Raw genomic sequence first — 19,522 nt, 5'->3', positions numbered from 1 at the left:
GGCGCAGAGCATAGGCCGGCGCGGCGGAATTGTCAGCGCGCGTCAGCCGGGCGTGACCTGCCCGCCGGACACGGTCAGGAACTGCGCCGTTCCCCGGATGCTGGAGAAAAGCTCGGGGTCCGTGCCGGTCATGAAGGCCTGGCAGCCGAGATCGTCGAGGATGGAGAACAGCGCCGCGCGGCGGCCCGCGTCGAGATGGGCGGCGATCTCGTCGAGGAGCAGGATCGGCGCCGCGCCCGACAGTTCCGCCACCAGCCGGGCATGCGACAGGACGAGCCCTGTCAGCAGCGCCTTCTGCTCGCCGGTCGAGCATAGCTCCGCCGCCATGTCCTTCGGCCGATGGCGCACGAGAAGGTCGGAGCGGTGCGGGCCGTCGAGGGTGCGGCCGGCGGCGCGGTCGCGGCCGCGATTGTCGGCGAGGGCGCGGCGGAACGCCTCCTCGGCGTCGACCGCCGCCATGCCCGGCAGCATCTCCTCCAGCGTGCCGGAAAGCGCGACATCGGCCTGCGGGAACGGGCCGTCGCCGGGCAGGCGCTCGATCATCACGCCGAGCAGCCGCACGATCTCGACTCGGGCGGCGGCGATGGCCGCGCCGGTCTCGGCCATCTGCGTCTCGATCGCCTCGAACCAGGCGTCGTCGCGGACATTGTCGGCGAGCAGCCGGTTGCGGCCGCGCATCGCCTTCTCGTAGTCGAGCGCGCGGCGGCCGTGGGCCGGGTCGATGGCCAGCACCAGCCGGTCGATGAATCGGCGGCGCTCGGCGGCCGGGCCGGTGAACAGCGCGTCCATCGACGGCGTCAGCCACATCACGCGCACAAAGTCGAGCATCTCGTCGGCCGAGCGGACGGCGACGCCGTTGATCCGCACCTTGCGCCCGGCGGCCTCGCCCGGCTCGCCGAACGTGCCGGTGCCGATCTCGACCTCGCCGAACGCGCCTTCGAGCCGGGCATGGACGGCGAAGCCGCCGGTGGCGCCGGCGCGGGCGACATCCTCAAGCACGGCGCGGCGCAGGCCGCGTCCCGGCGACAGGAAGGAGATGGCTTCGAGAAGGTTGGTCTTGCCGGCACCGTTGTCGCCGGTCAGCACCACCGCGCCGGGCGCGAAATCGAGCGCGAGGCTGGAATAGTTGCGGAAATCGGCCAGCGACAGGCGCGCGACATGGGTTTGCATCTCGGGGCCCGATCCCGCCGCGGCCGCCTCCGGGCCTAGACCCGCATCGGCATCAGCACGTAGAGCGCGTCGGCGTCGGCGGTGTCCTGGATCAGCGTCGGCGAGCCGGCATCGGCGAGAAGGAAGAGCGCCTCGCTGCCGGAAAGCTGGGCCGCCACGTCGAGCAGATACCTGGCGTTGAAGCCGATCTCGATCGGGTCGGCGTCGTAGTCGGCGGCGATCTCTTCCGTGGCGCTGCCGGAATCGGGGTTGTTGACGGTCAGCGTCACGCTGCCGGAGGCGATGGCGAGCTTGACGGCGCGGCCGCGCTCCGACGAGATGGTGGAGACGCGGTCCACCGCCTGGGCGAAGCTCTGCCGGTCGAGGGTGAGCTTCTTGTCGTTGCCGGTCGGGATGACGCGCTGGTAATCGGGGAAGGTGCCGTCTATCAGCTTCGAGGTCAGCACCACGGAGCCGATGGTGAAGCGGATCTTGGTCTCGGAGAGTTCCGTCGTCACCGCGACGTCCGGATCGTCGACCAGCTTCTGGAGCTCAGAGACCGTCTTGCGCGGGATGATGATGCCGGGCATGCCTTCCGAGCCCGCCGGCGCGTCGACCTCGGCGCGCGCCAGCCTGTGGCCGTCGGTCGCCACCGAGCGCAGGCGCAGCTTGCCGCCCTCCTCATGCGCGTGCAGGAAGATGCCGTTGAGATAATAGCGCGTCTCCTCGGTCGAGATCGCGAACTGGGTCTTCTCGATCAGCCCCTTCAGCGCCTCGGATTCGAGGCGGAAGATGTGGCTGAACGAGCCGGCCGACAGCTCGGGGAAGTCGGCCTGCGGCAGGCATTGCAGGCGGAAGGACGAGCGCCCGGAGATGACCGAGACGAAATTGCCGCTCTCGTCGAGCTTCAGCATCACCTCGGCGCCGTCGGGCAGCTTGCGCACGATGTCGTAGAGAAGATGCGCCGGCACGGTCGTCGCGCCCGCCTGCTCGACGGTGGCGGCGGTCGCCTCCGTCACCTCGAGGTCGAGGTCGGTCGCCTTCATCTCGAGGCTCGCTCCGGACGCGGCCAGCAGCACGTTCGACAGGATCGGGATCGTGTTGCGCCGTTCGACCACGCGGTGGACGTGGTTCAGCGACTTCAGGAGATTGGAGCGTTCGAGAATGACACGCATGGCACGCTAGATCCCGCAGGCAGATTTTCGGCTAGGCGCGCTCCCGGGCAGCCCGGCGGACCTGGCCGGGCGGACCCGGCGAGCACGCGAATGGAGAACGAACCTGACAGGAAAACAGCCCCAAAGGCAAGCCCGCGCGGCGTTTGCGCGCGGGCTTGACCCGGCTTTTCACCAGCTCATGCGCGCGGGACTTCAGGCTTGGTCGCTGATCAGCCGCTTCAGCAGCTCCAGTTCCTGCGCCATCGTCGTGTCGGAACCGGACAACCCCTCGATCTTGCGCACGGCATGGAGGACCGTGGTGTGGTCGCGCCCGCCGAAACGGCGGCCGATCTCGGGCAGCGAGCGCGGCGTCATCACCTTGGCGAGATACATCGCCACCTGCCGCGGCTTGACGATGGTGCGGGTGCGCCGGTTGGACAGGAGCTCCGTCTTCGACACGTTGTAGTGGCGCGCGACGATGCGCTGGATATCCTCGATGCGCACGCGCTTCGGCTCGCCGGTGCGGTACATGCTGCCCAGAAGCTCGTCGACCCAGGCGACGGACATCTCCGGCTCGAAGGACTGGCGGAACAGCACCTGGTTGAACGCGCCTTCGAGCTCGCGGCCGCTGCCGGTCACGGCCTGGGCGATGTGGGCGAGGATTTCCTCGGGAATGTTGACGGCGGATGCGTCCTCGGTCGCGGCGGCGGCCTGCCGCTGCTTGAGGATCGACAGGCGCATGGCGAAGTCGGGCGCGCCCATCTCCAGCGCGACGCCGCCGTTCAGGCGCGAGCGCACGCGCGGCTCGAGCGATTCCAGCTCCGCAGGCGGGCGGTCCGCCGCCACGACCACCTGCCGGGCGCTGTCGAGCAGCATGTTGATCAGGTGGCAGAACTCGTGCTGGATCGACTTGCCTTGCAGGAACTGCATGTCGTCGATGATGAGCAGGTCGATGTCGCGGAACTGCTCCTTCAGGTGAAGGGCGTAATTGTCGCGGATGGCGGTGGCGAAGCGCCACATGAAATATTCGGCCGTCAAATAGACGACGCGGGCCTGCGGGCGGCGCTGGATGGTCTCGGCGGCGATGGCCTGCAACAGGTGCGTCTTGCCGAGCCCCACCGAGGCATGAATGAAGAGCGGGTTGAAGCGCAGCGCCCCTGCCGAGGATTCGGCGACCGAGCGCGCGGCGGCGAAGGCGACGCGGTTGGACGCGCCGTCGACGAAGGATTCGAAGGTGTAGCGCGCATCGAGCGGCGAGCCGAGCACGGACTGGCGCGACGACTGCTGCTCCGGCGCCGGCGCGCGCTGCGCGGCGGGCTTCTCGCCGCGGGCGAGGCCGGCGGCGGCGGCAGAGGGGGCAAGGCGCGGCTGGGCCTTGCGCGGCTGCGGCTGTTCCTCGTCGGTGGCGGCGGGCGCGGCGCGCACGGCCGAGCGCACGACGATCTCCACCTTCAGCACGGACGGGTCGCCCTGCTTCCACAGCTCAGTGATGAGGTCGAGATAGTGGCTGTTGATCCACTGGCGCAGGAACGCCGTCGGCACGGAAAGCCGGATGAGGCCGCGCGAGGCCTCGGCCAGCTTCATGCGGCCGAACCAGCTCGAATAGACATCGTTTCCAAGCCGGGCCTTGAGCTGCGCCTTGACGCGTTCGAAATTCGCGCCGGACCCGGTCGATGCCAACATTTCCGTTCCCTCGTTAAATTGACAATCTGAAATCCGCAAATCGCTGCCGACCTGCGCCGCAATGCCGCTCTGCATTATGCTTCCCTGTCTGCTGCCGGGTCTTTCGCGCCGCGCGGCATCATGCCTGCGGCGCCTGCCCGTTTTCTCGTTGCCGTTCCTCGCACCGGCCCGCCCGGCCTGCCGTCTTCTCCTTGCTTCCCGCCGCCCCTTCCGCATCGGGCTGCATGCCTTCGACACACGCGCGCAGGCCCTCGCTCCGGACTGTCGCCCGAAGTCGCAATGCCAAGCCGTAGAGCCGTGTCCCTCTCGTCGAACGTACGCAATCCGGCTACCCCGCAGGCTTTGCCCGCGTCGCGCTGATGCCGCTGTCTGGCTGGATCGGACCGGCTTTACGCCCGCCCCGTTCGATGGATGGACACTACAAAATTGGCTGTCGGCTGGGCAATAGAGCGGTAAGGAATTTTTCATGTTTGGGGCACAAGAATCAGCTTGACTCGCGGCCGTCGCAAAGCCGCCTGCCGATAAGTCGTTTTGATTCAAACCGTTTCAGCAACCGCGAATAAAAACGACCGCCCGCGACAAAATTCCCTTGACATGGCGCCAGCCTCCGGCGCCACGGCGCGCAAAGGCGCTCCCGGGAACGACCATCGCCAAGTCATTGATACAGAATGATTTTTATTGTCCGCCTGCCGCACCGATTTCACCCGGCTGAGGCAGGAGAAGCCGCGCGGGCCAGCTTCGCCGACGAAACAACGACATAGCCGGAACGAGAAAGATTCCAATGACCGGCAAAATAAAAACCCGGCGTTTTCACGCCGGGTTTTCGGAACGGAAACGGTTTGCGCGAAAGCGCCGAAATCAGGCGTTGAGCGCCTTCACCCGCTGGGCCAGCCGCGACACCTTGCGCGAGGCCGTGTTGCGGTGCAGCACACCCCTGGAGGCGGCGCGCGCCAGCTCCGGCTGGGCAACGGCGAAGGCGGCCTCGGCCGCAGCCTTATCGCCAGCGGCCAGGGCTTCCTCGACCTTGCGCACGAAAGTGCGCACGCGCGAACGACGGTTCTTGTTGACCGCGGTGCGGCGGGCGATCTTGCGCGTTGCCTTTTTGGCCGAAGACGTATTGGCCATGATGCCTCTCTCTCAAAAATGTCAGCGTGGTCGCGCCGTTTCGGCCGTTTCCGCCATGGGCAGGCCCGGCCGGGGGCAGCGCGTAAGGGGCAGCCAGAACGGCCACCTTCGTTGCGGCCGGCTTATAGAGAAGGTTTCGGCGCCCGTCAACGCCTCGTGCCCGACTCTTTGAGGCCGTTCCGGCGGCCCGGTTTCAGCGGTTGCGGAAATTCGGCTTCCGCTTCTCCGAGAAGGCCGCCATGCCCTCCTTCTGGTCGTCGAGCGCGAACATGGAATGGAACACGCGCCGCTCGAAGCGCAGCCCTTCCGTCAGCGTCGTCTCGTAGGAGCGGTTGACCGCCTCCTTGATCATCATCACCGCCGGCAGCGAGAAGCCGGCGATCTTCTCGGCCGCCTTCAGCGCCTCGTCGATGAGCTCGGCCGCCGGCACCACCCGCGAGACGAGGCCCGAGCGCTCGGCCTCGGCCGCGTCCATCATGCGGCCCGTCAGGCACATGTCCATGGCTTTGGCCTTGCCGACGAAGCGGGTCAGGCGCTGCGAGCCGCCCATGCCGGGCATGACGCCGAGGGTGATCTCGGGCTGGCCGAACTTCGCGTTGTCGCCGGCGATGATGAAGTCGCACATCATGGCGAGCTCGCAGCCGCCGCCGAGCGCATAGCCGGAGACGGCGGCGACGATCGGCTTCCTGATGCGCAGGAGCGCGTCCCATCCGGCGAAGAAATCTGCCGCATACATGTCGATATAGGACTTTTCGCTCATCTCCTTGATGTCGGCGCCGGCGGCGAAGGCCTTTTCCGAGCCGGTGATGACGATGGCGCCGACGCCCTCGTCCGCCTCGAAGGCCTGGAGCGCCGCGACGACGTCGCGCTCGATGGCGGAGTTCAGCGCGTTGAGCGCCTGCGGGCGGTTGAGCGTGATCAGCCCGACCTTGCCGCGGGTTTCGACAAGGATCGTCTCGTAGGCCATGGTGCTTCTCCCTCTCTTTGCCGGCGGCGCGTCCCCGGGGTGGGGTTGGGGGCGCCGTCCTTCACCCCGGCAGATACCTCAAGGCTGGCAGGAGGGGCAATAGAATGTCGAGCGCCCGGACTGGACGATGCGGGCGACGGTGCCGCCGCAGCCTGGCCGCAGGCACGGCTCGCCCTCGCGGTCGTAGACGCTGAAGGAATGCTGGAAATAGCCGAGCGAGCCGTCGGTGCGGATATGGTCGCGCAGCGAGGAGCCGCCCGCTTCGATGGCCTCGGCGATCACCTCGCGGATCGCCTGCGCCAGCACCGCGCAGGCGACCGGATCGGCGGCGACGGCGCCCGCCTGCGCCAGCGGCGAGATGCGCGCGCGCCACAGGGCCTCGCAGACATAGATGTTGCCGAGGCCGGCGATCAGCCTCTGGTCGAGCAGCGCCGCCTTGATCGGCGTCTTCCGGCCGGACAGCAGCCCTGAAAGCAGCTTCCCGTCGAGCGCGTTGCCGGTCGGCTCGACGCCGAGGCCGGCGAGCGAGGGATGGGCGTCGAGCGCGGCCGTCTCTGCGAACAGCATGAAGCCGAAGCGGCGCGGATCGTTGAAGACGACGCGGTGGCGGCCGCCATCCGCCCCCTCGAGATGAAAAACCGCGTGGTCGTGCGCCTCGTCCTTGGAGCGGGCGTAGTGGAAGTCGCCGGGCAGGCTCTCGCCCTCCCCGGAATGAATGCGGAAGGAGCCGGACATGCCGAGATGGCAGATCAGCACGGGATCGGCGTCGAGATGCATGACCAGGTATTTCGCCCGCCGGCCGAGCGAGACGACGGCGCGCCCGCGCAGGCGCGCGGCGAAATCCACGGGGAACGGATAGCGAAGGTTCGGCCGCCGCTGCTCGACCTCGATAATGCGCGCGCCCTCGAAGACGGGTTGCAGGCCGCGGCGGACCGTCTCGACCTCGGGCAGCTCAGGCATTGGGGGCGAGATCCTTCCTGAACGAGACGCCGTGGCGACCGGGGGCGATGCCGAGATGCTCGGCGACGGTCTCGCCGATGTCGGCATAGGTGTCGCGCAGGCCGACCAGGCCGTGCCTTAGCCCCGGCCCCGCGCCGATGACCGGCACGCGCTCGCGGGTGTGGTCGGTGCCACGCCAGGTCGGGTCGCAGCCATGGTCGGCGGTCAGCACCAGCATGTCGCCCTTGCCCAGCCGCGCCAGCGCCTCGGGCAGGCGCGCGTCGAAGGCCTCGAGCGCGGCGGCGTAGCCGGCGACATCGCGGCGGTGGCCGAACTCGGTGTCGAAATCGACGAAATTGGCGAAGACGAGGTCGCCGTCGCCGGCCTCGTCGATGGCGGCGAGCGCGGCGTCGAACATCGCCATGTTGTTCTTCGCCTTGCGCAGGCTCGAAATGCCGCGATGGGAGAAGATGTCGCCGATCTTGCCGACGGCCAGCACCCTGCGCCCTTCCGCCTCCAGCCGGTCGAGCAGCGTCGCCTCGGGCGGCGGCGTGGCGAAGTCCTTGCGGTTGGGCGTGCGGGCGAAGGTCGCCGCCGTCTCGCCGAGAAAGGGGCGGGCGACGATGCGGCAGACGTTCAGCGGGTCGGCCAGCCGGCGGGCGATGCGGCACACTTCGTAGAGCCGCTCCAGCCCGAAATGCGCCTCGTGCGCGGCGATCTGGATGACGGAATCGACCGAGGTGTACAGGATCGGCTTGCCTGTCCTGACATGTTCCTCGCCCAGCTCCTCGATCACCGCCGTGCCGGAGGCGTGGCGGTTGCACAAGGTGCCGGGCAGCGCGCCCTCGCGGATCAGCGCCTCGGTGAACGCGGCGGGCAGCGCGGGGTCGGCGTCGGGGAAATAGCCCCAGTCGAACAGCGCCGGCAGGCCGGCGATCTCCCAATGGCCAGACGGCGTGTCCTTGCCGCCCGAAACTTCCGTCGCCGCGCCGAAGAAGCCGGAAACCGGGCCGCCCGGCAGGGCCCGGCCGTTGGCGAGCGCGGCGGCATGGGCAAGGCCGAGGCCGCGCATGTTCGGCACGTGAAGCGGCCCGGCGCGCAAGGAAGCGACATCGGCGCGGCCGGCCGCGCATTCCGCCTCGATATGGCCGAACGTGTCGGCCCCCTCGTCGCCGAAGCGGGCCGCGTCGGGCGCGCCGCCGATGCCGAAGGAATCGAGTACGAAGAGGAAGGCGCGCGCCATCGGCGGTCCTTGGTCGGTGAAACTGTCGCAAACAGATAGGCGCGCCCACCCTTCTTGGCAATTCGGAAACCAAACCCGGCGAAAATGCGCGGCTGGACGGCACGGGAGAGACTTGGGTTGAAGGCATATCGGGCGATGCGCGGAGCAATGACGGCGACGGCGGTTTCGCTGGCCGCCCTGTCGTGCGGCCCGGGCGCGCTGGCGCAGGAGGCGTTCCGCATCGGCCTCGTCGCGCTGCCGGGCGAGGACGCAAGCGTCGAGGGGTTGGCCGGGATAAAGGCGGCCTATTCGGCCGCGCTCGGCATGCCGGTCGAGGTCATGGTCGCGCGCGACTATGCCGCGCTCGCCGAGGCGCAGATCGCCGGCCGGATCGACTACGCCGCCTACAGCGCGCCGGCCTTCGCCGCCGCCTCGCTGCGCTGCGGCTGCGTCGTGCCGGTGGCGGCGCCCGTCGACGCCGACGGCAGCGTCGGCCTGCGCTCGGTGCTGATCGTCAGGCCCGGTTTCGAGGAAGGAAGTGGCAGGCTCGCCGTCGGCCCGGCCGATAGCCTTGCGACCCGGCTCGCCCCCCTCGCCGCCTCGGACGAGGCGCGCGCCGCCGCGGCATCCGGCCGGCTGGTCGAGACGGCAAGCGCGGCGGAAGCCGAGGCCCTGTTCCTCTCCGGCAAGGTCGACGGCTTCTTCGGCTGGACGCCAGCGCGCGCGGAGAACGCGACGGAGCCGCCACCCGGCGGCACGCCGGCGCGGCTCGCCGCTTCCGGCCTCGATCCCTCGGCGTGGCGGATCGCCTGGCGCTCGGACACGCTGCGCTACGGCCCGCACGCCGTGCGCAGCGACATCGCGCCGGGGCGGGTGGAGAAGCTGGCGGGATTGCTGGAGAGCGTCGCCCCGGGCGAGGCCGGCCCCGGCCGGCAGATCATGCGCGGGCACGATCGCTTCGCCGCGGTCTCGCCGGCCGACTACCGCGCCGTCCTCGATGCGGTCGCCGCGCTCGGCACGCGCTAGAGCGATCGCCTTCTCGGGGAATCATCGACGAACAGATGGAGCGGCAGCCCGTGCGTCCGCTGCTCCGGCCCGGCGAGCGGGCTTCCCGGCTCAGCAGTCGGTGCAGAGGATCTTGTTGCTCATGCGCGGACGCAGGTAATAGATCTCGTCCATGCTGATGTTGTCGAACGCGCCGAGCAGGCCCATGCTTGTCCGCTGCTCGGCCGTCCAGGCGACGACCGGGCGATAGTCGAGCTGGGCCGAGACGCGGACGAGGAAGGTGTCGGCGATCTTCAGCTCGACGGGCACGTCGGTCTCGGTTTCCTTGGCCGGCCCGAGGGAGAAGGCGCCGTTGACCATCTTGCGCGACCATTTGACGATGGCGCGCGGCGTCGCGTCCTTGGTGATCTCGATGCCGGTGATCTCGATGGTCGGCCGGGTGCGGCCATAGGGCTGGAGGATCGCCTCGCCGATCTCCATGATCGGCTCGATCACGTCCTTCGTCGTCTCGCTGTGCTGCTGCGTCACCAGATCGGCGACCATGGAGCCGATGCGGCTGACCTTCTTGTTGGTCTCGATGGCCTGCGCCACCTCCATGGTGACGAAATAGAGCGTCAGCAGCAGCGGCGCGATGAAGGCGAACTCGATGGCCGCGACGCCCTTCCTGTCGCGCAGGAATGCGGCCAGCCGCATCATCGTTCCGCGTGGCTTCGCCACGTCTCCGCCTCCGCTTGGCTTCGCCACGTTGTTCCCGTTGTCGTTCATGGTTCCGGTTCCCCGCCCCGTGTCGCGCATGGCCGCCCCGTCAGTCGTCGAAAGGTTCGTTCTGCCACGTCACCGTGGCGTAGAGCAGCGTCTTGCCGTCCCGAAGGTTCGACATCGACTTGCGCATGAAGTCGGTCATCACCGGCCAGCGGTAGAAGACGCGGAGCTGGTTCTTCGAGCCCGACGGCCCCGGCACGATGTCGAAGCCTTCGGTGTCGATGTCGTTGTTCTTGAAGGCGATGCGCTTGTCGGCCGCTTCCTTGAAGGTGACGTAGCTCTTGAGGTCGACCTCGAGCTCCGGGCAGCCGGAGGCGACCAGCATCTCCAGCTTGCCGCAGATCTGGTTGCGGACGAGGAACGGGTCCGATTCGAGATCCGCCTGCCTGATCTGGCCGGTGCGGAACTGGCGCGCCACGTCATCGGTGGCGTTCGACAGGACCTGCTGCGCGGCGAAGGAGATGCAGCTTTCGAGAATGGCGAAGACGAGCAGGCAGAACGGAATGATCAGCGCGGCGAACTCGATCGCCACGGCGCCGTCGGCGTTGCCGGCGAAGCGGCCCCGCGGCCGCCGGCCGTCCTGCGCCTTGCGTCCTTCCACGCTCGTGTCCCTTGCGGCCATGTCCACCATCACGCGCCCCGCGACCTGAAATGTCATGACGGCACAATACACAACACGGGTTGAAGCCCGGTTTTGACGGAAGATAGAAATGTCGCCGTCGCGTCAGGGCCGCGTTAACCCTTTTCCGCGCGGCCGGGCCGGGCCGCTACTCGCCGCTGCGGAGCTGCGCCTCGCAATAGGGAGAGCAGGACAGCGCCTCGAGGCTGGAGCGGCGATAGACGTTGACCGCATTGGCCGACGCGCGCGAGACCACGACCTGCTCGTCGACGATGGCCGCGCCGTCCCGGTCGAGGATGACGAGGTTGGTGACGCCGAAGCCCTTGCCGGTCAGCACCACGGTCGAGGCGTCCTGGACGGCGGCGTCGGCGATCTGCGGATTGCCGACGATGATCGTGTCGGCCGGACGCGCGAGCTTGACCACGCGGGCCTGGTCGACGAACACGCGGATCGTCTCCGCGCTCGCGGGTGCGGCGGCATAGAGCGCCGCGCAGGCGGCCAGAACGGCTGCGCCCGTCAGTTTCATCACACGCCGCGCCATGCGGGCCTCCTCGGATACCAAGCCATGTTGCGGAAAGATGAAGGACATTGGTGAACCAAGGGTTAAGGCGAAGCCCACGCGCTGCCGTACGACACTCTTAATAATAATAGGGGTCGCCCCGCGCGGTGCGATTTGCCTTCATTTTACCAAATCCGGCATCTCCCGGTTAACCAAGAAACGCCACTCCGGCCGGCAAGAATTCGGTAAGGCTGTTTCTTAAGCCGATTGCAACAGCTTCGTATTAGTTTCCACTCATCCGATCGACACAGAAGAAACGTTGACGGAAGTGCTGTAACACACGGAGCAAGGAGTTCTCCCATGACCAAGATTTTCGCTCGCTTCGCCAAGGACGAGTCCGGCGCCACCGCCATCGAATACGGCCTGATCGCCGCCCTGATCGCCCTCGCGGTCATCACCGGCGCCGGCCTGATCGGCGACGAGCTCGAGAAGACCTTCGAAGGCATCGGCGACTCGCTGACGGACGCCAACAGCCGTATCGGCGGCTAAGCGTCACGCCGCATCCATGCGAAACGGCCGCCTCCGGGCGGCCGTTTTCTTTTCTGCGGCGCATTGCCCGGCGCCCGACGCTTCACCAAAGCTTAAGCCGAGCGCGGGTAGGCTTCCACACCGTCGACCAGTCCGGGTTCCTCGTCATGCTTGAAGCACTGATCTTCGTCGTCTTCCCCTTCTGCATGGCGTTCGCCATCGTCTCCGACATGGTGTCGATGACCATCGCCAACCGGGTCTCGATCATCCTTCTCGCCACCTTCGCCCTCGTCGCGCCGCTGACCGGCATGGCATGGGCGGATTATGGCTGGCATTTCGCCGCCGGCGCCTCGGTGCTCGCCGTCACCTTCGGCCTGTTCGCCATCGGCGGCATGGGCGGCGGCGATGCCAAGCTCATGGCCGCCACCGCGTTGTGGATGGGGTTCTCGCCGCAGCTCATGCAGTATCTCGTTCACGCGTCGGTGCTCGGCGGAGCCCTGACCCTCGTTCTCCTCATCTACCGCAAGTCGCCGCTTTCGGCCTTCACCGGCGGCAACATGTTCCTGCGCCATTTCGCCAACGAGAAGGTCGGCATCCCCTACGGCGTCGCTCTCGGCGCGGCCGGCCTGATGGTCTATCCCTCGACGCCCCTGATGCAATGGGCACTGTCGCGGCTCGCGGCGGGCTGAGGCAATCATTCACAAGCGCCCTTACCCCGGCGCCCTTCCCCGGCCCCCTTTCCCGCGTAAACACTAAATTAATCACGATCGTAAGCCATCCATTAACCTTAATTTGACGATTGGGACCGCAAAGTCCGGCTCGGCTCAAAAGATTGCCGAGTACGAGGTCCCCAAAGATGGCACCATCCCGCGTGATTATTCTGGGCGTCGCCGTAGCGACGGCGGTCGGCGCAGGCTACGTCGCCAAGAAGATGGCGACCCCTCCGCCGCCGGAGATCATCGTCGACTCCGCGCCGCGCGAACCGGCGATCCGCCTGACCGAGGTGCTGGCGCTCGACGGCGACGTCGCCATGGGCGCGCCCGTCGGCGACCGGCTCGAATGGCAGTCGTGGCCGTCCAGCGGCGTCACCGATGCCTTCATCACCCGCGACAAGGAACCCAACGCGCTCGAGGAGCTGAAGGGCGCCATCGCCCGCGTGCCGATGTATGCGGGCGAGCCGATGCGCCGCTCCAAGCTGATCGGCGAGGGCCAGAGCTTCATGTCGTCGATCCTGCCCTCGGGCAAGCGCGCGGTGGCGACGCAGATCGCGGCCGACACCTCGGCCGGCGGCTTCATCCTGCCCAACGACTTCGTCGACGTCATCATGACGCGTCGCAACGGCAGCGCTGGCGGCGAGGGCTACATCACCGAGACCATCCTGAAGAACATCCGGGTGCTGGCCATCGACCAGGCGATCCAGGAGGACGAGGAGGGCCGCAGGGTGCGCGTCGGCGACACGGCGACGCTGGAGCTCACCCCGCAGCAGGCCGAGATCATCACCGTCGCCCAGCAGATGGCAGACCGGCTGACGCTGGCGCTGCGGGCGGTGGTCGACACCCAGGAAGTGATCGAAGAGGAAGCCGACTACCTCGTTTCCGGCAATGGCAGGCGCGGCACGGTCCGCCTCATCAAGTCGGGCGAAGTCAGCGAAGTGGGGGCGCGCAAATGACCGCTGGAACGAGCCGCAACAGGTTGCCCAACCGTACAGGACGCCGCGTCGGCATCTCGCTGATCGCGCTGGCGCTCGCCATCGGCGTCGATGCGACACCATCGGGCGTGTTCTCCGGCGAGGCGCTGGCGCAGGGCGTCACCGCGGTCGGCGGCAAACGCAGCGCCCAGACGGTCGATCTCGGCCTCAACAAGTCGATCGTCATCGACCTGCCGCGCGACGCCTACGACATCCTCGTCGCCAACCCGGCCGTGGCCGACGCCGTCACGCGCACGGCGCGGCGCATCTACCTGTTCGGCAAGTCGGTGGGCGAGACCAACATCTTCGTCTTCGGCCCCAACGGCGAGCAGATCGCCTCCATCGACCTGCGCGTCGAGCGCGACGTGTCGGGGCTGGAAGGCTATCTCAAGCGCTTCCTGCCCGAATCCGACATCAAGGCCGAGCTGATCAACGACAACGTCGTTCTGACCGGCACGGTAGAGACGCCGCTCGACGCCAAGCGCGCCGAGGAGCTGGCGACGATCTTCGTCACCGGCGGCGAGGCGACCACCGGGCAGTATTCGCAGACGGCGGCCGGCGGCGACGCGGCCGGCGGCGTCGCGATCGACAACCCCGACCAGCAGCGCCGCTCCAGCCGCATCGTCAACATGCTGAAGATCATCGGCGAGGACCAGGTGACGCTGAAGGTCACGGTCGCCGAGGTGTCGCGCAACGTGATGAAGCAGCTCGGCGTCAACATGATCGGCTCCGGCAATTTCGACGGCATTTCGTGGGGCGCGATCAGCGAGAACTCCTTCGGCCTCGGCAAGCCGCTCTCCGCTTCCTCGCTCGCCATCGGCGGGTCGATGATCGACGCCTATCTCAACGCCATGGAGCAGGCCGGCGTGATGAAGACGCTGGCCGAGCCGGCGCTGACGGCGGTTTCCGGTGAGAAGGCGACCTTCAGGGTCGGCGGCGAGTTCAACATCGTGCGCGGCCGCAACACCGACCCCGAGACCGGCCAGACCACCTACGACATCCAGCAGATCGACTACGGCATCGGCCTCGAATTCCTGCCCGTGGTGCTGTCGCCCGGCCGCATCAGCCTGAAGATCAGGACCCAGGTTTCCGAGCCGACCAACGAGGGCTCGGCTATGCTGGAAGGCGGCGTCTCGCGCGGCGGCCGGGGCGGCCTGATCGGCTCCAACTTCATCTCGATCCGCAAGCGCCTCGCCGACACCACGGTCGAGCTGCCCTCCGGCGGCTCGATGATGATCGCCGGCCTCGTGCGCGACGACGTGCGCCAGGTCGCCTCCGGCCTGCCAGGCCTGTCCAAGGTGCCGGTGCTCGGCACGCTGTTCCGCAGCCGCGACTTCGTGCGCAACGAGACCGAGCTGGTCATCATCGTCACGCCCTACCTCTCGAAGCCGGTGGCGCGTACCGCGCTCGCCAAGCCCGACGACAATCTCAACCCGACGAGCGACGGCGCGGGCATGTTCCTCAACCGCGTCAACCGCGTCTACGGGACCATGAAAACCGACAAGCCTGCCGGGCGCTATCACGGCGTCGTCGGCTTCATCTACAAGTGATCGGGGACGGACCCATGTTCGACGCATCCATCCACTCCGTTCCGCCGCGGCGCGGCCGGCGCATCGCCGCCCTCGCCGCCACGGCCCTCGCCGCCGCGCTGCTCGCCGGCTGCGCTGCCCGCGACTCGGTGACGGTCGGCTCCATACCCGACGACTACCGCACCAACCATCCGATCGTGATCGGCGAGCGGGAGAAGACGGTCGACATCCCCGTCGGCATCGACGACCGCGGCATGTCGCGCATGCAGAAGGTCGCGCTGGACGGCTTCATCGCCGACTACGACCGCCGCGCCGCGCCGGTGGTCGGCATCATGGTGCCCTACGGCTCGGGCAACCAGGCGGCGGCCTCCGCCGTCGCCGCCGATCTCGTCAAGCGCCTGCGCAAGGCCGGCGTCCCGGAGGGGCGCATCCTGCACGAGCCCTACGACGCGGCGCAGTACGGCGATTCGGCCCCGATCCGCGTTTCCTACGCCGAGATGCGGGCCTCGACCGGACCGTGCGGCCGCTGGCCGGCCGACATGCTGGAAAACAGCGAGAACAAGCACTGGGCCAATTTCGGCTGTTCCTACCAGAACAACCTCGCCGCCCAGATCGCCAATCCCGCCGACCTTCTCGGCCCGCGCCAGCCCGGCGACATCGACGCGCAGAACAGGTCGCACGCGATCGACCAGTATCGCGACCGCGCCATTGCCGCCGATGTCCGCGGCAATCGCGAAGTCAACTACTGATGAGCTCCGGGGGCGCATGACATGAGCAATCTCGCCTACGACGCCGCATCGACGGGCCACGGGCCGGGCGATCCGGCAAGCGAAACCGAAGTCGCCGCCATGGCCGAGCTGCGGCCGGTGCCGCGCATCTCGATACAGGCCTTCTGCGAAACGGAGGCGGTGGCCGCCTCCATCGAGCGCGCCGGCAACGACCGGCGCATGGCCAAGGCGCATCTGAAGCTGCATCTGGGCGGAATCGCCACCGCGGTCGAGTTCTACCAGTCGGCGCAGACGCCGAACCTCATCATCGTCGAGTCGCGCGAGGAGCCCAAGCAGCTCATCGCGACGCTGGCGCAGCTGGCCGAGGTCTGCGATCCCTCCTCCAAGGTGGTGGTCATCGGCCACTACAACGACGTCTGGCTCTATCGCGAGCTGATCCGCTTCGGCATCTCCGAATATGTCGTCGCCCCGATCTCGATGGCGGACGTGCTTTCGGTCATCTCCTCGATCTTCGTCGATCCGGCGGCGGAACCCCTGGGGCGCTCGGTCGCCTTCATCGGCGCCAAGGGCGGCGTCGGCTCCTCGACGCTGGCGCACAATGTCGGCTGGGCGGTGTCGAGCCTGTTCTCCTCCGAGGTGGTCGTCGCCGATCTCGACCTCGCCTTCGGCACGGCGAACATCAATTTCGACCAGGATCCGGCGCAGGGCATCGCCGAGGCCGTGTTCTCGCCCGAGCGCATCGACGAGGTCTATCTCGACCGCCTGCTGACCCAGTGCGCGGAGCGGCTGTCGCTGCTCGCCGCGCCGTCGATGCTCGACCGGACCTACGATTTCGACGCCGACGCCTTCGCGCAGATCATCGACATCGCCCAGCGCTCGGCGCCGTTCCTCGTCCTCGACGTGCCGCATGTGTGGAGCGGATGGTCGAAATCGGTGCTGATGCAGGCAGACGACGTCGTCATCACCGCGACGCCCGAGCTCGCCAACCTGCGCAACACCAAGAACCTGATCGACACGCTGAAGAAGCTGAGGCCGAACGACGGCCCGCCGCGGCTGATCATCAACCAGGCCGGCGTGCCCAAGCGCCCGGAAATCTCGGCCGAGGATTTCTCCGAGCCGCTCGGCATCGAGCCGGTGGCGGTCATTCCGTTCGACGCGGCGCTGTTCGGCAACGCCGCCAACAACGGCCGCATGCTGGGCGAGACCGACGCCGGCCACGCCGTGGTCCGGATGGTCGAGGAGATCGCCCATGTGCTAACCGGCCGCGCCGAGATCAAATCCAGGAAGAAGCCGGGAATCAGTGATCTCATCGCCCGGCTCAAGCTGAGGAAGTAGGCGGCATGTTCGGCAAGAGAGGCTCCGACTCGGGCACACGCGAGACGCCGGCCTTCAGGCCGCCGGCGGCCCCCATGTCCCAGGCCACGCCGCAGCAGGCGCTCGGACAGGATCGGGGGCAGGAGCGCGCGCCCGAGCCGCGCGGCGAGGTGATGGAGGCCGCGCCGCCCGCCCCCGCGGCGCCCAAGCGCGCCATCGAGGCCCCGCCGCTGGCGGCGGAGCCGCAAAGGCGCGCGCCGCGCGAGCGCAGCGACAGCTATTACGACACCAAGAGCCAGGTCTTCTCCGCGCTCATCGACACGATCGACCTGTCGCAGCTCGCCCGGCTGGAGCCGGACGCGGCGCGCGAGGAGATCCGCGACATCGTCAACGACATCATCGCGATCAAGAATTTCGCGATGTCGATCTCCGAGCAGGAAGACCTGCTCGAGGACATCTGCAACGACGTGCTCGGCTACGGCCCGCTGGAGCCGCTCCTGGCGCGCGACGACATCGCCGACATCATGGTCAACGGCTCGCGCGACGTCTATATCGAGGTCGGCGGCAAGGTCGAGAAGACCGGCATCCGCTTCCGCGACAACCAGCAGCTCCTCAACATCTGCCAGCGCATCGTCAGCCAGGTCGGCCGCCGGGTCGACGAATCCTCGCCGATCTGCGACGCGCGCCTGCCCGACGGCTCGCGCGTCAACGTCATCGCCCCGCCGCTCGCCATCGACGGCACGGCGCTGACGATCCGCAAGTTCAAGAAGGACAAGCTCACCCTCGACCAGCTCGTGCGCTTCGGCGCGATCACGCCCGAGGGCGCGGAGGTGCTGAAGGTCATCGGCCGGGTGCGCTGCAACGTCGTGATTTCCGGCGGCACCGGCTCCGGCAAGACGACGCTGCTCAACTGCCTGACCAACTACATCGACCGCGACGAGCGCGTCATCACCTGCGAGGACTCGGCCGAGCTCCAGCTCCAGCAGCCGCACGTGGTGCGCCTCGAGACGCGCCCGCCCAATCTCGAGGGCGAGGGCGAGGTGACGATGCGCGACCTGGTCAAGAACTGCCTGCGCATGCGCCCCGAGCGCATCATCGTCGGCGAGGTGCGCGGCCCCGAGGTGTTCGACCTGTTGCAGGCGATGAACACCGGCCATGACGGCTCGATGGGCACGATCCACGCCAACAGCCCGCGCGAATGCCTCTCGCGCATGGAATCGATGATCGCCATGGGCGGCTTCGCCCTGCCGCAGAAGACCGTGCGCGAGATCATCGTCGGCTCGGTCGACGTCATCATCCAGGCCGCGCGCCTGCGCGACGGCTCGCGCCGCATCACCCACATCACCGAGGTGATCGGCATGGAAGGCGACGTCATCATCACGCAGGACCTCGTCCTCTACGACATCAAGGGCGAGGACGCGCAGGGGCGCATCATCGGCGAGCACACCTCGACCGGCATCGCCCGCCCCGCCTTCTGGGACCGCGCCCGCTACTACGGCGAGGAAGCCCGGCTGGCGAACGCGCTCGAGACGATGGAGAAGGCGACGTGACGCAGCCGGCGCAGGGCGCGTCCGCGGCAGACAGGCGGAGGCGCGCATGTTCGGGATGGATATGACGGTCCTCGCCTTCGTCGGCCTGGCGGCGATGAGCGCGGCGGCCCTCGCCTATGCGGTGCTGTTCCCCTCGATCGAGAACGAGCGCAACACCGGCAAGCGGCTGAAATCGGTCAAGAGCGCCGAGACGGACCGCCTCGCGGTCAAGGCCTCGCGCGACCGCGTGGCCGAGGCGGCCAAGCGGCGCAAATCCGTGCAGGATTCGCTGAAGGACCTGGAGAACAAGCAGAAGTCGCGCAGCGCCAACACGACCAAGCCGCCGCTCAAGATCATGCTGCGGCAGGCGGGCCTCAACCTGACCGTCGAGCGGTTCTACCTCTATTCCGTCGTCTCGGGCATCGTCGTCGCCTTCGTCCTGTTCATCGCCGGGGCCTCGCTCCTGATCCTCGCCGGCGGCTTCATCGCCGGCGCCTTCGGCCTGCCGCGCTGGTTCGTCTCGTTCAAGCGCCAGCGGCGGATCAAGGCGTTCCTCGAGGAGCTGCCGAACTCGCTCGACGTCATCGTGCGCGCGGTGCGGTCCGGCCTGCCGCTCAACGACGCGGTGCGCCTCATCGCCTCCGAATCGCCCGAGCCGGTGAAAGGCGAGTTCCGCCGGGTGATCGAATCGCAGCAGCTCGGCCTGTCGCTGCCGGAAGCCATGCTGCGCATGCCCGAGACCATGCCCTGCCCGGAAGCCAGCTTCTTCGGCATCGTCATCCAGATCCAGAGCCAGGCCGGCGGCAACCTGTCGGAAGCGCTCGGCAACCTGTCCAAGGTGCTGCGCGACCGCAAGAAGATGAAGGCCAAGGTCCAGGCGCTGTCGATGGAAGCCAAGGCGTCGGCGGCGATCATCGGCGCCCTGCCCTTCATCGTCGCCTTCCTCGTCTACCTGTCCAGCCCGAACTACATCATGCCGCTGTTCACGACGTCGACCGGCCACCTGATCCTCGTCATCGCCGGCGTGTGGATGTCGATGGGCATTTTCGTCATGCGCAAGATGATCAACTTCGACATTTGAGG

The 19,522-nt window shown here is 67.9% G+C and carries 19 protein-coding genes; 9 read left to right on the top strand and 10 right to left on the bottom strand.

The genetic code is table 11. From position 1 onward, the window contains the following. Nucleotides 1-42: 42 nt before the first annotated feature. From recF to M9945_RS03285, 7 genes are all read right to left on the bottom strand, one after another. Complete coding sequence (gene recF / locus M9945_RS03315) at nucleotides 43-1,170, bottom strand: DNA replication/repair protein RecF (protein ID WP_367943393.1); 1,128 nt, start codon at nucleotides 1,168-1,170, stop codon at nucleotides 43-45. A 35-nt stretch (nucleotides 1,171-1,205) separates the two neighbouring features. Continuing rightward, nucleotides 1,206-2,324 (bottom strand): DNA polymerase III subunit beta, encoded by a 1,119-nt coding sequence (gene dnaN, locus M9945_RS03310; protein ID WP_367943392.1) that lies wholly within the window; start codon nucleotides 2,322-2,324, stop codon nucleotides 1,206-1,208. Nucleotides 2,325-2,516: 192 nt separating this feature from the next. Further along, nucleotides 2,517-4,061 (bottom strand): chromosomal replication initiator protein DnaA, encoded by a 1,545-nt coding sequence (dnaA, locus tag M9945_RS03305; RefSeq protein WP_367929760.1) that lies wholly within the window; start codon nucleotides 4,059-4,061, stop codon nucleotides 2,517-2,519. Nucleotides 4,062-4,844: 783 nt separating this feature from the next. Beyond that, complete coding sequence (rpsT, locus tag M9945_RS03300) at nucleotides 4,845-5,111, bottom strand: 30S ribosomal protein S20 (RefSeq protein ID WP_367929759.1); 267 nt, start codon at nucleotides 5,109-5,111, stop codon at nucleotides 4,845-4,847. A gap of 193 nt (nucleotides 5,112-5,304) precedes the next feature. After that, nucleotides 5,305-6,078, bottom strand: a complete 774-nt coding sequence (locus M9945_RS03295; protein ID WP_367943391.1) for an enoyl-CoA hydratase — start codon at nucleotides 6,076-6,078, stop codon at nucleotides 5,305-5,307. Nucleotides 6,079-6,156: 78 nt separating this feature from the next. Next, nucleotides 6,157-7,038, bottom strand: a complete 882-nt coding sequence (mutM, locus tag M9945_RS03290; protein ID WP_367943390.1) for a bifunctional DNA-formamidopyrimidine glycosylase/DNA-(apurinic or apyrimidinic site) lyase — start codon at nucleotides 7,036-7,038, stop codon at nucleotides 6,157-6,159. Then, complete coding sequence (locus M9945_RS03285; RefSeq protein ID WP_367943389.1) at nucleotides 7,031-8,260, bottom strand: phosphopentomutase; 1,230 nt, start codon at nucleotides 8,258-8,260, stop codon at nucleotides 7,031-7,033. The genes mutM and M9945_RS03285 overlap by 8 nt, the downstream gene beginning before the upstream one ends. A gap of 147 nt (nucleotides 8,261-8,407) precedes the next feature. Between M9945_RS03285 and M9945_RS03280 the strand changes: the two genes are divergently transcribed. Then, entirely contained in the window at nucleotides 8,408-9,265 is an 858-nt protein-coding gene (locus M9945_RS03280) for a phosphate/phosphite/phosphonate ABC transporter substrate-binding protein (protein ID WP_367943388.1), read from the top strand. A 90-nt stretch (nucleotides 9,266-9,355) separates the two neighbouring features. Here M9945_RS03280 and M9945_RS03275 read toward each other — a convergent pair whose 3' ends face one another. The 3 genes from M9945_RS03275 to M9945_RS03265 form a co-directional block, all read right to left on the bottom strand. Then, on the bottom strand, nucleotides 9,356-9,961 hold the full coding sequence (locus tag M9945_RS03275) for a TadE/TadG family type IV pilus assembly protein (protein WP_367943387.1): 606 nt from the start codon (nucleotides 9,959-9,961) through the stop codon (nucleotides 9,356-9,358). 88 nt (nucleotides 9,962-10,049) lie between these two features. Next, a complete protein-coding gene (locus tag M9945_RS03270; protein ID WP_367943386.1) occupies nucleotides 10,050-10,664 on the bottom strand; it encodes a TadE/TadG family type IV pilus assembly protein in 615 nt (204 codons plus the stop codon). Nucleotides 10,665-10,773: 109 nt separating this feature from the next. After that, the gene (locus tag M9945_RS03265; protein ID WP_367929752.1) at nucleotides 10,774-11,166 is read right to left on the bottom strand and encodes a pilus assembly protein N-terminal domain-containing protein; all 393 of its coding nucleotides are present in this window, start codon (nucleotides 11,164-11,166) and stop codon (nucleotides 10,774-10,776) included. Nucleotides 11,167-11,484: 318 nt separating this feature from the next. On the opposite strand from M9945_RS03265, the gene M9945_RS03260 reads away from it, so the two are divergent. The 8 genes from M9945_RS03260 to M9945_RS03225 all read left to right on the top strand — a co-directional run bounded on the left by M9945_RS03260 (nucleotide 11,485) and on the right by M9945_RS03225 (nucleotide 19,520). Next, nucleotides 11,485-11,673 carry a Flp family type IVb pilin gene (locus M9945_RS03260; RefSeq protein WP_367929751.1) on the top strand — a complete coding sequence of 63 codons (189 nt, stop codon included), beginning with the start codon at nucleotides 11,485-11,487 and terminating at the stop codon, nucleotides 11,671-11,673. A 146-nt stretch (nucleotides 11,674-11,819) separates the two neighbouring features. Continuing rightward, on the top strand, nucleotides 11,820-12,341 hold the full coding sequence (locus M9945_RS03255; RefSeq protein WP_367943385.1) for a prepilin peptidase: 522 nt from the start codon (nucleotides 11,820-11,822) through the stop codon (nucleotides 12,339-12,341). A gap of 167 nt (nucleotides 12,342-12,508) precedes the next feature. Further along, nucleotides 12,509-13,321, top strand: a complete 813-nt coding sequence (cpaB, locus tag M9945_RS03250; protein WP_367943384.1) for a Flp pilus assembly protein CpaB — start codon at nucleotides 12,509-12,511, stop codon at nucleotides 13,319-13,321. Continuing rightward, the gene (locus M9945_RS03245; protein ID WP_367943383.1) at nucleotides 13,318-14,889 is read left to right on the top strand and encodes a type II and III secretion system protein family protein; all 1,572 of its coding nucleotides are present in this window, start codon (nucleotides 13,318-13,320) and stop codon (nucleotides 14,887-14,889) included. Before cpaB ends, M9945_RS03245 begins: the two co-directional genes overlap by 4 nt. Nucleotides 14,890-14,903: 14 nt before the next feature. Beyond that, complete coding sequence (locus M9945_RS03240; protein WP_367929747.1) at nucleotides 14,904-15,617, top strand: CpaD family pilus assembly protein; 714 nt, start codon at nucleotides 14,904-14,906, stop codon at nucleotides 15,615-15,617. A gap of 21 nt (nucleotides 15,618-15,638) precedes the next feature. Then, a complete protein-coding gene (locus tag M9945_RS03235; protein ID WP_367929746.1) occupies nucleotides 15,639-16,931 on the top strand; it encodes a CpaE family protein in 1,293 nt (430 codons plus the stop codon). A 5-nt stretch (nucleotides 16,932-16,936) separates the two neighbouring features. Next, a complete protein-coding gene (locus M9945_RS03230; protein WP_367943382.1) occupies nucleotides 16,937-18,460 on the top strand; it encodes a CpaF family protein in 1,524 nt (507 codons plus the stop codon). Between the two features lie 46 nt (nucleotides 18,461-18,506). After that, nucleotides 18,507-19,520 carry a type II secretion system F family protein gene (locus M9945_RS03225; RefSeq protein ID WP_367929744.1) on the top strand — a complete coding sequence of 338 codons (1,014 nt, stop codon included), beginning with the start codon at nucleotides 18,507-18,509 and terminating at the stop codon, nucleotides 19,518-19,520. Nucleotides 19,521-19,522 lie beyond the last annotated feature (2 nt).

The sequence above is a fragment of the Aquamicrobium sp. genome (assembly GCF_023954335.1).
Taxonomy (GTDB): Bacteria; Pseudomonadota; Alphaproteobacteria; order Rhizobiales; family Rhizobiaceae; genus Aerobium.
Note: the sequence above shows the minus strand (reverse complement) of the source record. Positions and strands in the feature narration are given on the sequence as shown.

Excerpts from the sequence above, each read along its gene's own strand:
- recF (WP_367943393.1), bottom strand. The coding sequence starts at position 1,170 with ATGCAAACCCATGTCGCGCGCCTGTCGCTGGCCGATTTCCGCAACTAT.
- dnaN (WP_367943392.1), bottom strand. The coding sequence starts at position 2,324 with ATGCGTGTCATTCTCGAACGCTCCAATCTCCTGAAGTCGCTGAACCAC.
- dnaA (WP_367929760.1), bottom strand. The coding sequence starts at position 4,061 with ATGCAGAGCGGCATTGCGGCGCAGGTCGGCAGCGATTTGCGGATTTCA.
- rpsT (WP_367929759.1), bottom strand. The coding sequence starts at position 5,111 with ATGGCCAATACGTCTTCGGCCAAAAAGGCAACGCGCAAGATCGCCCGC.
- M9945_RS03295 (WP_367943391.1), bottom strand. The coding sequence starts at position 6,078 with ATGGCCTACGAGACGATCCTTGTCGAAACCCGCGGCAAGGTCGGGCTG.
- mutM (WP_367943390.1), bottom strand. The coding sequence starts at position 7,038 with ATGCCTGAGCTGCCCGAGGTCGAGACGGTCCGCCGCGGCCTGCAACCC.
- M9945_RS03285 (WP_367943389.1), bottom strand. The coding sequence starts at position 8,260 with ATGGCGCGCGCCTTCCTCTTCGTACTCGATTCCTTCGGCATCGGCGGC.
- M9945_RS03280 (WP_367943388.1), top strand. The coding sequence starts at position 8,408 with ATGACGGCGACGGCGGTTTCGCTGGCCGCCCTGTCGTGCGGCCCGGGC.
- M9945_RS03270 (WP_367943386.1), bottom strand. The coding sequence starts at position 10,664 with ATGACATTTCAGGTCGCGGGGCGCGTGATGGTGGACATGGCCGCAAGG.
- M9945_RS03265 (WP_367929752.1), bottom strand. The coding sequence starts at position 11,166 with ATGGCGCGGCGTGTGATGAAACTGACGGGCGCAGCCGTTCTGGCCGCC.
- M9945_RS03260 (WP_367929751.1), top strand. The coding sequence starts at position 11,485 with ATGACCAAGATTTTCGCTCGCTTCGCCAAGGACGAGTCCGGCGCCACC.
- M9945_RS03255 (WP_367943385.1), top strand. The coding sequence starts at position 11,820 with ATGCTTGAAGCACTGATCTTCGTCGTCTTCCCCTTCTGCATGGCGTTC.
- cpaB (WP_367943384.1), top strand. The coding sequence starts at position 12,509 with ATGGCACCATCCCGCGTGATTATTCTGGGCGTCGCCGTAGCGACGGCG.
- M9945_RS03245 (WP_367943383.1), top strand. The coding sequence starts at position 13,318 with ATGACCGCTGGAACGAGCCGCAACAGGTTGCCCAACCGTACAGGACGC.
- M9945_RS03240 (WP_367929747.1), top strand. The coding sequence starts at position 14,904 with ATGTTCGACGCATCCATCCACTCCGTTCCGCCGCGGCGCGGCCGGCGC.
- M9945_RS03235 (WP_367929746.1), top strand. The coding sequence starts at position 15,639 with ATGAGCAATCTCGCCTACGACGCCGCATCGACGGGCCACGGGCCGGGC.
- M9945_RS03230 (WP_367943382.1), top strand. The coding sequence starts at position 16,937 with ATGTTCGGCAAGAGAGGCTCCGACTCGGGCACACGCGAGACGCCGGCC.
- M9945_RS03225 (WP_367929744.1), top strand. The coding sequence starts at position 18,507 with ATGTTCGGGATGGATATGACGGTCCTCGCCTTCGTCGGCCTGGCGGCG.